Origin of the sequence: Flavobacterium aeripolare (assembly GCF_013294025.1) — a bacterium.
Taxonomy (GTDB): Bacteria; Bacteroidota; Bacteroidia; order Flavobacteriales; family Flavobacteriaceae; genus Flavobacterium.
Window position 1 is genome coordinate 174,061 of the sequence record NZ_JABSNL010000002.1, and the last position, 13,453, is coordinate 187,513.

Annotated in this window: 7 protein-coding genes; 4 read left to right on the forward strand and 3 right to left on the reverse strand. The window is 34.3% G+C overall.

What is annotated here, in order from left to right; translation table 11 throughout:
- Positions 1–72 precede the first annotated feature (72 nt).
- Entirely contained in the window at positions 73–2,589 is a 2,517-nt protein-coding gene (locus tag HNQ00_RS03060) for a TonB-dependent receptor (protein WP_254598429.1), read from the reverse strand.
- A gap of 336 nt (positions 2,590–2,925) precedes the next feature.
- Here HNQ00_RS03060 and argS point away from each other — a divergent pair, with 336 nt between their 5' ends.
- From argS to HNQ00_RS03080, 4 genes are all read left to right on the forward strand, one after another.
- Positions 2,926–4,704 carry an arginine--tRNA ligase gene (argS, locus tag HNQ00_RS03065; protein ID WP_173836867.1) on the forward strand — a complete coding sequence of 593 codons (1,779 nt, stop codon included), beginning with the start codon at positions 2,926–2,928 and terminating at the stop codon, positions 4,702–4,704.
- A 312-nt stretch (positions 4,705–5,016) separates the two neighbouring features.
- Complete coding sequence (gene ffh, locus HNQ00_RS03070) at positions 5,017–6,372, forward strand: signal recognition particle protein (RefSeq protein WP_173836868.1); 1,356 nt, start codon at positions 5,017–5,019, stop codon at positions 6,370–6,372.
- Positions 6,373–6,516: 144 nt separating this feature from the next.
- Positions 6,517–7,401 (forward strand): bifunctional 5,10-methylenetetrahydrofolate dehydrogenase/5,10-methenyltetrahydrofolate cyclohydrolase, encoded by an 885-nt coding sequence (locus HNQ00_RS03075; RefSeq protein ID WP_173836869.1) that lies wholly within the window; start codon positions 6,517–6,519, stop codon positions 7,399–7,401.
- A gap of 216 nt (positions 7,402–7,617) precedes the next feature.
- Positions 7,618–8,544 carry a magnesium transporter CorA family protein gene (locus tag HNQ00_RS03080; protein ID WP_173836870.1) on the forward strand — a complete coding sequence of 309 codons (927 nt, stop codon included), beginning with the start codon at positions 7,618–7,620 and terminating at the stop codon, positions 8,542–8,544.
- A gap of 117 nt (positions 8,545–8,661) precedes the next feature.
- Here HNQ00_RS03080 and HNQ00_RS03085 read toward each other — a convergent pair whose 3' ends face one another.
- Both HNQ00_RS03085 and HNQ00_RS03090 read right to left on the reverse strand, forming a co-directional pair.
- Positions 8,662–10,062 (reverse strand): RagB/SusD family nutrient uptake outer membrane protein, encoded by a 1,401-nt coding sequence (locus HNQ00_RS03085; RefSeq protein ID WP_173836871.1) that lies wholly within the window; start codon positions 10,060–10,062, stop codon positions 8,662–8,664.
- A 3-nt stretch (positions 10,063–10,065) separates the two neighbouring features.
- Entirely contained in the window at positions 10,066–13,134 is a 3,069-nt protein-coding gene (locus HNQ00_RS03090) for a SusC/RagA family TonB-linked outer membrane protein (RefSeq protein WP_173836872.1), read from the reverse strand.
- Positions 13,135–13,453 lie beyond the last annotated feature (319 nt).

Below are 13,453 nucleotides of genomic sequence, written 5' to 3' on the forward strand. Positions count from 1 at the left end.
TTTATAAATAAATAAAAACCCGAAGTCTCGTAAAAGGCTTCGGGTTTTTTTATAATTTCATGCAAGCTAATTTTACAAGCCACTGCCGCTTTGTGCTTCGTTGCTATCTCTTTGCTTTCTTTCTATTGCTTTATTTTTTCCGCTACCAAAACGGTAGTTGAATCCTACGTAAACTGTTTGACTTTCCCAGTTGAACTGTCCTTGAGCTTTATAAGGGCGGTCATTATCAAAGGAAAATTGCATGGTATTGAATACATCGCTAAAACGTGCACTAATGGTTCCGTTCCCTTTTAAAATGCTGTAACTAGTTCCTATATCCATTTTCCACATATCGGCAACATTAAACTGAATACTGCGATCTCTCCCACGGTACATTCCAAATAATTGTGCTTTAAAATCTTTGGTAATTTTAAACGTGTTGTTAATTCGAGCATTAAAAGCAGTCGCATTAATAGCTTCAAAAGCATACGTTCCAGGAGCGATTTCAATAGTTCCTTTTACTTTTTTCTGGTAGGCATCTACACTGATATTTGCACTCCACCATTTTTTAAAGTCTAAGTTCCCTGAAACCTCAATTCCGTAAGCATTGTTATTGTCAAAGTTAGCGTAAGAAAGAATTTGTTTGTTTGGGTTTTCAATATTAGTAAAAAGGACTCTGGTAATTTCATCTTCAATTCTTCGATAGAAAACACCTGAGGTTATCGAACCTATTTTTGTTTTTCTAGTATAATTTAATTCGAATGAATTAGTGAATTGCGGAATCAAGTTTGGATTCCCTTCTGAGTCTAAAGTAGCCGTACTCCATTCTCTAATAGGATTCACTTGGTCAATACTTGGTCTGTCCACTCTTCGAGAAAAACTCAAGTTAAAAGAGTTGTTCTCACTAGGATTATAATTTAAAAAAGAAGAAGGGTAGATGCTTAAAATATCGTCTTTAAATTGTCCGTCATTTTCTGCTAGTTGTTGGAACAAAGCCGTCACATCATATTGTTCTATACGCGCTCCAGCCTGAAAGCTCCATTTTTTCCATTGTTTTCCTAAAGTTGCGTATCCTGAATAAATATTGCGATCATAAATAAAGTTTGAACCATACATTGCATCTCTATACAAGTTATCGTTTGTCGTTTCATCTCTTAACTCTAAACCCAACTCTAATTTTACAGTTTCAGTCAGGGGATTCACATAATCTAAGTTAACTATAGTACTCTTGCTTAATACACTAACATCATTTGTAAAGCTGTTAATCAAACGGCGATCGTCTCTTAATAAGTTAGTGTAAATGGCATTTTCTCTACTACCGTCTTCCCCATAGTTTGCTTCCAACTCTAGTGTGTGACCTTCTTTTTTAAAATTGTGTTTGTAATCAAAATTGTAAGTTTGTCCTTGATTGTTCTCGCTATTTTGGTATGGTTGTATCAGGTCAACATTGGTGTTATTGGTGATATAATCGACAGCAGTAGCTCCATTACCCTTTTCTTTATAGAAAACCTGATTAGTGTAGAACGATAAAGTGTTGTTATCGTCTAAGTAATAATCGACACCCACTTTTGCCAGATGCGAAGTACTTAAATTATCGAATTTAAATGTCTGGGTACTTTCTCTATTTTCTTCTTGACTGTCGATTATACCTCGATTGTTCTGGTTCCCGTGATTTAATCCATAATTTCCATAAAAGTTGAATTTTCCATTGCGATAATTAAGATCGAAAGCAGAATTTACTTTGGGCGTTAAGCCAAAGGTGATTCCGTTATTAATACTTCCGTTAAATCCTATTTTGCTGTTTTTATTCAGGATAATGTTGATGATTCCGCTCATTCCTTCAGGATTGTATTTTGCCGAAGGATTTGTTATCAACTCAATTTGTTTGATTGAAGCTGACGGAATCTGTTGCAAAATTTGAGATGCATCAATCGTTGACGGTTTTCCATCAATGAGAACTTTTACATTGGAGTTTCCTCTTAGACTAATTGCATTTGTTTGCGGATCAATACTTACTGACGGCACATTGTTCATGATTTCGCTAGCAGTAGCTCCGGTCGAAATCAAATCTTGTCCAACGTTGATAATTTTTCGATCAATTTTTTGAACGATAGTCGATTTTTCACTCACAATATTGACGCCTTGTAATTCTATAGCATCTTCTTCTATGGCGATTGTAGACAAGTTGATAGCTAATTTTTCTGCGGTAATTGTAATTGCTTTACGTACTGTTTTGTAGCCCATGAATTGAAATTCTACCGTATAATCTTTAGAGTCCAAATTCTTAATTACAAAAGTCCCTTGTTCAGAGGTGATAACGCCATTAACAAATTTATCGGCTGCTTTGACAACTACATTCACGTATGACAAGGGTTCGCTGGTTTTCTTGTCAATTACTTTTCCTGTAATTGTCCCTGATTTTTCAGTGAATTCAGGTTTAACTGAGTTCTGAGCTTGCATCGAAAGCATTGTTCCGAATAAACAAACAACTAATAGTTTGATTTTCATGATTGATTGATTTTGATTGATTGATTGATTTTTCAAAGGTATTGTTTTAATCATAATATTATGCAATACATAGTACTGTTTTATATAATTAATTTGAATCATATAATTAGTTTAAAAGTGCTGATAAATAAGGCTGTCATTCGAATAAAAAAATTTTGAATTATTTCTCAATCAAAATTAATTTATAGGTAAAAACTTATATTATATGAATTCTGCAGCTATTTAAAAGCGCTTTTTTTTAATACGTTTATCATTATGAAATTTGGCTTTGGGCGTAGTGACATTCGAAAAATATTATTTTGAATCTTATGAAAAACCAAATAAGGGAAAGTAGAGCAGGATTATGACTGTTATTTTGACAATTTTAAAGTCTAAAAATGATTTTTTAAGGTCAAATTAGTTAATTAGAATTATCTTTGCATTTCTAAAATTATATTCATGACATTACCAGAAATTCTTACACCATCTATTGAGAAAGCAATTAAAGCTTTATTTGACGTTGCCATTGACAAAGTTGAATTTCAAACTACTCGGAAAGAATTTGAAGGAGACATAACAATGGTTATTTTTCCTTTATTAAAAGTAGTGAAGAGTAATCCTGTAGAATTAGGAAATAAAATAGGGAATTATTTAGTCGAAAACCTTGATGAGGTGAGTAGATTCAATGTAGTTTCGGGCTTTTTAAACATTGTTATTTCAGATGCTTATTACCTTAATTTCTTCAACGGAATTAGATCAAACGAGCAGTACGGTTTTGTAACGCCTAATCCAGAGGATAAAGCAATTATGGTCGAATATTCTTCACCTAATACTAACAAACCTTTGCACTTAGGTCACGTGCGTAATAACCTTTTGGGATATTCAGTAGCCGAAATAATCAAAGCGTCAGGTAAAAAAGTATACAAAACACAAATCATCAACGATAGAGGAATTCATATTTGCAAATCGATGTTGGCTTGGCAAAAGTTTGGTAACGGTGAAACGCCTGAATCTACTAATCAAAAAGGAGACAAGCTAGTAGGAAACTACTATGTGAAATTTGATAAAGTTTACAAAGAAGAGATTACTCAGTTAATGAGTGAAGGTAAAACGGAAGAAGAGGCTAAAAAGCAAGCGCCAATTATCCTTGAAGCACAAGAAATGCTGCAAAAATGGGAAGCTGGAGATGCTGAGGTAAAAGCGCTTTGGGAAAAAATGAACCAATGGGTTTATGACGGTTTTGCGATTACTTATAAAAACTTAGGAGTAGATTTTGATAAATATTACTACGAAAGCAATACTTACCTGCTAGGAAAAGATGTTGTAAACATAGGTCTTGAAAAAGGAATTTTTGAGAAAGATCCTGATGGTTCGGTTTGGATTGACTTGACTGATGAAGGTTTAGATCGCAAGATTGTACTTCGCTCTGATGGGACTGCAGTTTATATGACGCAAGATATAGGTACAGCGATCCAGCGTGTAAAAGACATGCCTGATGTAGGTGGGATGGTATACACGGTAGGAAACGAACAAGATTATCACTTTAAAGTATTGTTTTTAATCTTGAAAAAATTGGGATTTGACTGGGCTTCAAGCTTGAATCATTTATCATATGGAATGGTAGATTTACCATCTGGAAAAATGAAAAGTCGTGAAGGAACAGTAGTTGATGCTGATGACTTGATGAACGAAATGACAACGACTGCTCAAAAAATCTCTGAAGATTTAGGAAAGTTAGACAGCTATTCAGATGATGAAAAATTAGCTTTATATAGTACAATTGGTCTAGGTGCTTTGAAATATTATATTTTGAAAGTAGATCCAAAAAAGCGTATTCTTTTTAATCCTGAAGAATCAGTTGATTTTGCTGGAAATACAGGTCCGTTTATTCAGTACACCTATGCTAGAATTCAATCGATCATTCGTAAAGCCAATTTTGATTTCTCAGGAAATTCAGGAATGGTTGAATTGCATGATAAAGAGAAGCAACTGTTAAAGCAAATTGAATTATTTCCAGAAGTAATTCAGAACGCTGCGCACAATCACAGTCCGGCTTTATTAGCTAATTATACTTATGATTTAGTTCGTGAGTACAATTCGTTCTATCAAGCAGTGCCTATTTTAGGAGAAGAGGAGGCTAGTAAAAAGATTTTTAGAGTACAACTTTCTAAGAAAGTAGCTGATGTTATTGCTGCTTCATTCAAATTATTAGGGATTAACGTTCCTGAGAGAATGTAATGGATTCATACAAATAGTTAAAGGCGCCGATAATTTTATAATTATCGGCGTTTTTATTTTCAAGGAAGACATAGTATGTTACTTTAAACGCTGTTACTATCCCATGGCTATTAAAATAAAAAAATCCTGATTTGTTGCTTGGTTGTTTCCTGTTTTATTGAGATCAGTTGTATTTTTTTTATCGAAAATTAATCTGATTGCTTCATTTTATTGAATGTTTAAAACACAGTAAAACTTTGTTTCTTTGCTACTTTGAGCCTTTGTACCTACAGAACTTTATATTATATTTGCAATTCCTAAAACAACAATTACATGTTCGATAATTTAAGCGATAAACTAGATAAAGCCTTTCATATATTAAAAGGGCACGGAAAAATAACTGAAGTAAACGTAGCTGACACTTTAAAAGAGGTTCGTCGTGCGTTACTTGACGCCGATGTTAACTTTAAAATTGCTAAAGATTTTACTACTAAAGTAAAAGAAAAAGCATTGGGGCAAGACGTTTTAACAACGCTTCAACCAGGGCAACTGTTAGTAAAACTTGTAAAAGATGAATTGACAGAATTGATGGGTGGTGATGTAGCAGGAATTAATCTTTCTGGTACGCCTACTGTTATCTTGATGTCAGGTTTACAAGGATCAGGTAAAACTACTTTCTCAGGGAAATTAGCAAACTACTTGCAAACTAAGAAAGCTAAGAAACCACTTTTGGTAGCTTGTGATATTTATCGTCCAGCGGCAATCCAGCAGTTATATGTTGTAGGAGATTCTATAGGTGTTGAGGTATACTCAGAGCCTGAGAATAAAAATCCAGTTGAAATTGCACAAAATGCAATTAAGCATGCTAAGGCAAATGGATTCAATGTTGTTATTGTCGATACTGCAGGACGTCTTGCTGTAGATAAAGAAATGATGGACGAAATTGCATTAGTTCATAAAGCAATTCAACCACAAGAGACTTTATTTGTTGTGGATGCCATGACAGGACAAGATGCGGTTAATACAGCAAAAGCGTTCAACGATATCTTGAATTTTGACGGAGTTGTACTGACTAAGTTAGATGGTGATACTCGTGGAGGAGCTGCTTTATCTATTAAAACTGTTGTTAACAAACCAATTAAATTTGTAGGTACTGGAGAAAAAATGGAAGCACTAGATGTTTTTTATCCTGTGCGTATGGCAGAGCGTATCCTAGGAATGGGAGATGTTGTGTCTTTAGTGGAAAGAGCACAAGAGCAGTTTGACGAAGAGGAGGCTAGAAAAATCCAAAAGAAGATTGCTAAAAACGAATTTGGTTTTGATGATTTCTTGTCACAAATTCAGCAAGTTAAAAAAATGGGTAATATGAAAGACTTGGTAGGAATGATACCAGGTGCTTCAAAAGCAATGAAAGATGTCGAAATTGAAGATGATGCTTTCAAACATATAGAAGCGATTATTCACTCAATGACTCCAATTGAAAGGAGCAAGCCATCTGTGATCGATGTGAAAAGAAAAGCGCGAATTGCTAAGGGATCTGGAACAAAAATTGAGCAAGTAAATCAATTGATGAAACAGTTTGAGCAAATGAGCAAAATGATGAAAATGATGCAAGGTCCGGGAGGAAAAAATTTAATGAAAATGATGGGCGGAATGAAAGGCGGTATGCCTGGAGGAATGCCAAAATAATATTTTAAGGTTTAAGATTCTGTACGGAATTTTAAACCTTAAATTTTTGCTACAAATTACAACAACTACTATTCGGTTTTACAATTTTTAGGTACTTATGAGGGAGGACTTTTAAATTTCTAAAATTTTAAACTACATTAAAAAATGCAACTACTAGACGGAAAAAAAACTGCAGAAGACATTAAAGGCGAAATTGCTATTGAGGTACAAAAAATGATTAAAAACGGGGAAAAAGTGCCTCATCTTGCCGCAGTTATTGTGGGGAATGATGGCGCAAGTTTAACTTACGTAGGAAGTAAAGTGAAGGCCTGCGAAAGAGTAGGGTTTGAATCTACTTTAGTAAAAATGCCTAGCACAACATCAGAAACGGAATTGCTTAAAAAAATTAAGGAATTAAACGAAGATGATAATATCGATGGATTCATTGTTCAATTGCCATTACCTGTTCAAATTGATGAGCAAAAGGTATTGATGGCAGTTGATCCAAGCAAAGATGTTGACGGTTTTCACCCAGAGAACTTTGGGAAAATGGCCTTAGATATGAGTACATTTATTCCTGCAACACCTTTTGGGATTTTAGAATTATTAGAACGTTATGGTGTCGAAACTCAAGGAAAGCACACTGTTGTTATAGGGCGTAGCCATATTGTAGGACGACCAATGAGTATCTTAATGGGTAGAAAGGGTTTTCCTGGAAACTCTACAGTGACATTAACACATAGTTATACAAAGAATATTGCTCAAATTACCACACAAGCAGATATCATCATCACAGCGTTAGGGGTTCCTAATTATCTTAAAGCAGAAATGGTTAAAGATGGTGCTGTCGTAATTGATGTGGGTATTACACGTGTAAGTGATGATACAAATGCAAAAGGATATGTTATTACTGGTGATGTTGACTTTGAAAATGTAAGTAAAAAAGCGAGTTTTATCACACCAGTTCCTGGAGGTGTTGGTCCAATGACTATTGCGATGTTAATGAAAAATACTTTATTAGCTAGAGAAATGAAAATGGCTAAATTATAAGAACTATCTAAACCTACTCTAACGAGTAGGTTTTTTTTTGGTATTAAATAAAACATAAAAAACCAACAGTACAGAGTTGGCCTTAGAAATAAACAATACTTTTGTGCCACTTAAAAAAGAGACTTACCTAATGGACGATTATTATTCGAAAATGTTTAACTAAATGTGGCCCTTGATCAATTTCAAGAGGCTATACTAATACTATAGAATTTTGAAATGAGAGCTTTTTACAAAAACAACAATGGATTAATTGAGGTGGCTGAATGGTTTCCTAACAGCTGGATAAATATTGAGTGTCCATCTCCTGATGAAAAACGATATTTACTGGAAGAACTACAAATTCCAGAAGCTTTTTACAACGATATTGAAGACATAGACGAAAGACCACGTATTGAGGTCGAAAACGGCTGGACGCTTATTATTATGCGTATACCAGTGAAAAGTAATGATATAAAATTACCTTTTCATACCATTCCAGTAGGCGTGGTTTTTAAAGGAGAGGTATGCGTGACAATTAGCTTTTATAAAACGGAAATGCTCACTGACTTTGTCGCTTATACTAAGAGAAAAAACATTGATTTAAAAGATAATTTTGATTTGGTTCTACGTCTTTTATTATCCTCTAGCGTCTGGTACTTGAAATATTTAAAACTAGTCAATCAGAAGATTAGGCTAGCCGAAGACAACTTAGAGAAATCCATAAAAAATCAAGAGTTACAAGCTTTACTGCAAATTGAGAAATGCTTGGTATTTTTTATGACTTCTTTAAAAGGGAATGATATTTTATTGCACCGCATAAAAAATATAAAATCACAGAGAGAAACGTACGATTCTGATTTATTAGAAGATGTCGAAATCGAATTGCGACAAGCACAAGAAACTACTAATATTTATAGTGATATTTTGACAGGAACCATGGATGCTTATGCGTCTGTGATATCTAATAATATGAATACCATAATGAAGCAGATGACGTCGATTTCGATCATACTCATGATTCCTACAGTGATCGCTAGTTTTTACGGTATGAACGTTCCTAATGCTTTACAAGACAATCCTATGGGTTTGTGGATACTGGTGTTGATTTCGATTTTGTTATCTGCTGTGGGTGTGTTTCTTTTTAAAAGAAGAAGATGGTTTTAAAAGGTGGAACTTTTGCTTTGTTTTCGAAAAATAAAAAATAAAAATTAATACAAAATAAAAGAGAGGATATATTGCTATATCCTCTCTTTTATTTAAAACAGAAACTACTTTTTTAAATTAGTACCCTGCATTTTGTTTTGTGTTTGCATTAGCATTAGTTTCCACTAATGGAATAGGGAAAGCATATTTATAGCTACCAAAAAGGATTGCCCCTTTGTCATCATAGGTTTGCTTTAACGCATCAACAATAGGCATGTTTTGCTTTGTTCTAGCGATATCATCAAATCTAAACCCTTCAAAAGCTAACTCTTTGCGACGCTCATTTAAAATGTCATTACGAGTCACTGTAGTGTAAGCAGCAGCACCTCTATTAGTAGCAATTGAGTTGATCGAAGTTAGAACGGTTGCATCTGCATTGTTAATCATGAAAGAAGCTTCAGCATTAACTAATACCATTTCTTCAAAACGAATTAAAGGAACATTTGATTCAAAGGCGATAAATTTACCCACGTTTCTTAATCTGTTTTTGCCATCAATAGCTAACATTGCCGTAGTTCCTCTAACGTCAGTTTTACTGAAAAGATTCTTGAAGTTGTCTAAAACAACAATGTCTCCATAAGTAGTTGATGCGTAGATGTTGTACAACCCATCGATAGAATTGTTATCGTTATCTCTAAATGCCAATTCAAAAATAGTGTTGATAGGCTTAGGGATAGTGTAGGTATTTACAAACTCACTAGCTTGTGCAATACGTTTACCGTTTATTGTTGCTTGCTTCATTGCATCGCTTGATGCTTGTTTACCAATTGCCCAATCCTCAAAATACAATGCTACTCTCGCTTTAAGACCATTTACAGCTGGTGTTGTCACCGTTTCTGTAGAATCGTCTAATTCTGCATCCATCAAAGTTAAGGCTTTGTCTAAATCAGCATAGATGAAGTTTTTAACTTCTCCTACTGTATTTCTAGCCGGACTTAAATTAGCGCTTTTAAACTCAGTAATGTACGCAACACCATCAGCAGATAATCCGCCACCGTTTACGTTTTGCTGACCATATAAGCGAAGTAAATCATAATGAGCTAAAGCTCTTAACATCAAAGCTTGCCCTTTGTAATAGTTGATTTGAGCAGTTTCCTCCGCATTTGCTCCTGTAATAGTTGTGTTAATTACAAGATTAGTACTTGATACTACGGCATATATTTGAGTAAAAGTATCTCTAGCGTAGCCGTCAGAGTTTACCATATCCATAGATCCTGGAGTTACAAAACGTCCAGAGTTTCCAGTTGAAAAGGCATTGTCAGAGCGTACGTCACCAAAGACTAACATGTCACGACCATAGTAAAACTCACTAGTCATTCTATTGTAAGCTCCAGAAAGTACTAATCTCAAGTCGTTAGCAGATTTAATTGTTGTTACCTCTTTATTAACTGTCAATGTTGGGTCTAAATCTGAATCATCGCATGAAGCTACTGTAAGCAGTAGGGACAATGCTAATATGCTTTTTGTTATTATTTTCATTTCTTAAAATTTAAAGTTCATTGCAAAAGTTACTGATTTAACAGGAGGAGTAGACAAACGAGTAAAACCGTCAGCTCTTACCTCTGGGTCATATTTAAGACGACCATCTTTAACAAAAGTGAATAAGTTAGTTCCTCTTACAGATAATGTTAATCCATCTAAACTAATTTTTTCTAATACCTCTTTGTTGAAAGAGTAACCAAGAGTTAAATCTTTAATTCTGATATAATCTCCGTCATATAAAAAACGTGTAGAAGTAGCAGCAGAGTTATTTCCTGTAGATGTTAGATCCATTTTAGGAACATCAGTGATGTCTCCAGGATTTTGCCATCTGTTTAATAAAGCTTCAACTCCATTGTAGTTTACTGTAGTTCTTGTTCCAGAACTTTGTGTGTAAGAAGCCCAGTCTTCAAAAACTTTGTTTCCACCTGCAAAGTATACACTTGCGTCAAAAAACACTCCTTTGAAATCTAAATGCGTACTAACTCCACCTGTGTAAGTAGGTAATGATTTACCTTGAATAGCAATTTGAGCCTCGTTATAGTTGCTTGTAGTTGCGCCATCTTTACCATTTACAAACCATAGTGGGTTACCGTTTGCTGAATCTACACCAGCCCATTTTCTCATATTCCAAGTTCCAACAGCTTCACCTACTTTAGTGATTTTTGTTCCTGTAGCGATATTAATATCGTTTCCGGCTGGATCTTTTGCAAGTTTAGTTACTTCGTTGTCATTGAAAGCATAGTTTGTAGATACGTTCCAATTGAAGTTTTTAGATTGAATCACGTTGAAAGTTAAATCAGCTTCAACTCCTTTGTTCACGATTTCACCTACATTAGAAGATACTGTTGTAAAACCACTTGTTCTAGATAAAGGAACGTCTTGCAATAAGTCAGATGTTTTTTTATTGTATACACCTAAACTACCAGAAATACGGTTGTTTAATATAGCAAAATCAACTCCTAAATCGATTGTTCTGTTTTTCTCCCACTGTAAGTCTAAGTTACCGTATGTAGAAGGATAGATCGTAGGGTCTCCAGCATAATTTGTATTGTATGCAAGCAATGTTTGGTATTGATTCAAGTCAATAGCGTTGTTTCCAGAAGAACCTACAGAACCTCTTAGTTTTAATTCGCTAAAGATTCCGTCATTCATGAACTCCTCTTTGTTGATGTTCCAAGCAGTACCAACAGACCAGAAATCACCAAAACGTTTTCCTGGAGCAAAACGAGAAGATCCCTCTTTTCTATAGGTAAAGTCAAGTACATATTTACCGTTGTAGTTGTAGTTAAGTAACGCTAAGTAAGAAACGTTTAACCAGTCGTCATAGCTTCCGTTTACACTAATGTTTCTAACCACGTTGTCAACATATTGTAACCCTTCCGAAGCAAAATTTTCTCCGTAAGCGCCTAATTGACTAAAGGTATTTTTTTGGTATTCGAATAATGCCGTTGCGTCAAAACTATGTAATTTATATCTATAGTTATAGTTCAAAGAGTTTTGAGCTACTAAATTTAAGTTACGAGATACCGTTTGTTGTGCATCACCATTTACGTTTGCTCCATCACCATGAATTGGATTATCATATTGGTGAAATGTTGCTAAGTTGTAATCAATTCCAAAAACTGACTTGTATTTAAATCTATCTGAAATTCTCCATTCTAATGTATTGTTAGAGATAATTCTAGCTAGATCATTTTCGATTAAATTGTTTTTCACAACATACAGTGTATTTGGCACCCCTGTATAGTCTTGAATATCGGTAATGTTTAATGAACCATCAGCATTGTATGGGTTAGCCCATGGAGTCATAAAATAGCGCGCTAAATGTGGGTTAGAAAAGAATCCACCACCTTCAAGTACACCATTTTGTTTTGAGTCTGCAAAACTATTATTTGTCGAAAATTTCACGTTTTCAGTTAATTTTCTTGACATACCAATCTTAGCTGTAAGACGTCTAAACTCTGATCCAATTACGGTACCTTCTGTCTTGTTGTATCCTAACGACACGTTGAAAGTTGATTTTTCGTCACCACCACTAGCAGAGATATCGTAAGATCTTAAAATAGCGTCTTTGTTTTGTAACAATTCAGGCCAGTTTCCTTCTTTACCATCCCAATACTGTAATCCAGCAAAGTTATTGTCAATATTTAATCCTTGAGCAGTACCTAATAAAAATGTTTCAGCATTTGCTCTTGTAAAACTGTTATCTGCACCATAAGTATTGTATACAGCGTCAAGATATAGTTCTTTTCTTTGTTCTCCTGTTAAAGGAGTTTGCCCTTTAACGGCATTGTTTTGGAAACCAATAGACGTATTCAAGTTGAATACTGTTTTTCCTGATTTTCCTTTTTTAGTTGTAATAATGATTACACCATTAGATCCTCTAGCTCCATATGCTGAAGTTGCAGAAGCATCTTTAAGTACTGTCATGCTTTCAATATCGCTACTCGCGATAGACGCAAGCGGAGATAATGTAGATACGTTATCACTAGCTGCAAAAGCATCGTTAATAACGGGTACACCATCAATCACATATAAAGGTTGGTTACTTGCAGATACAGAACCCACACCTCTAATACGGATATCTTGTACAGATCCCGGTGTTCCAGATGATTGCGAAATTTGTAAACCAGCAACCTTACCTTGTAAAGCTTGATCTACAGAAACTACTGGAACTCCTTTTAAGATATCTCCAGATATTTGTTTCACACTTCCTGTTACTTCGTTTTTACCTTTAGAGACGTATCCTAAAATCACTACTTCTTCTAATTGCTTTCCTTCTTCCTTCATCGTAACATTGATTTTAGAAGTGGTACCAACAGTTGCAGTAGCATTTTGCATACCTACAAAGGTAAACACAAGAACATCACCCGTTTTTGCTTTGATAGTATATTCTCCATCAAAATTTGTCTGAGTACTATTCTTTGTTCCTTTTACGTTTACATTAACTCCGGGTATAGAACCCATTGCATCCGAAACAACACCCTTAATCGTTTGCTCTTGTGCAAAAGCAAACTGAATAGACATCGCCATTACTAGCGCATAAATCCATTTGAATTTTAATCTCATTATTTGAATTTTTGAATTAATTATTTATACAAAACTCATAATAAAAGCTTAAATATCGAGTGGTTGCACGCGATTAAAAACAAAGTTTAACATTCGCTAATAAATAAATAGTTAAAAAGGTTAAAAAAGAATTTTTTATCTAAATTATTACATTAAAATCGATTTATTATTAAATTTCATTTTCATCAAAATCTCAATAATGACAAGGCTTAACAAGCTTTTATTGTTAACTTTATGTTAAGGTTAAGTAAATTAACTGTTGTCTTTCTTGGCTTAGGTTGCTATTTGATCTTAGGCCTAAAATTCTTAATTTATTGAA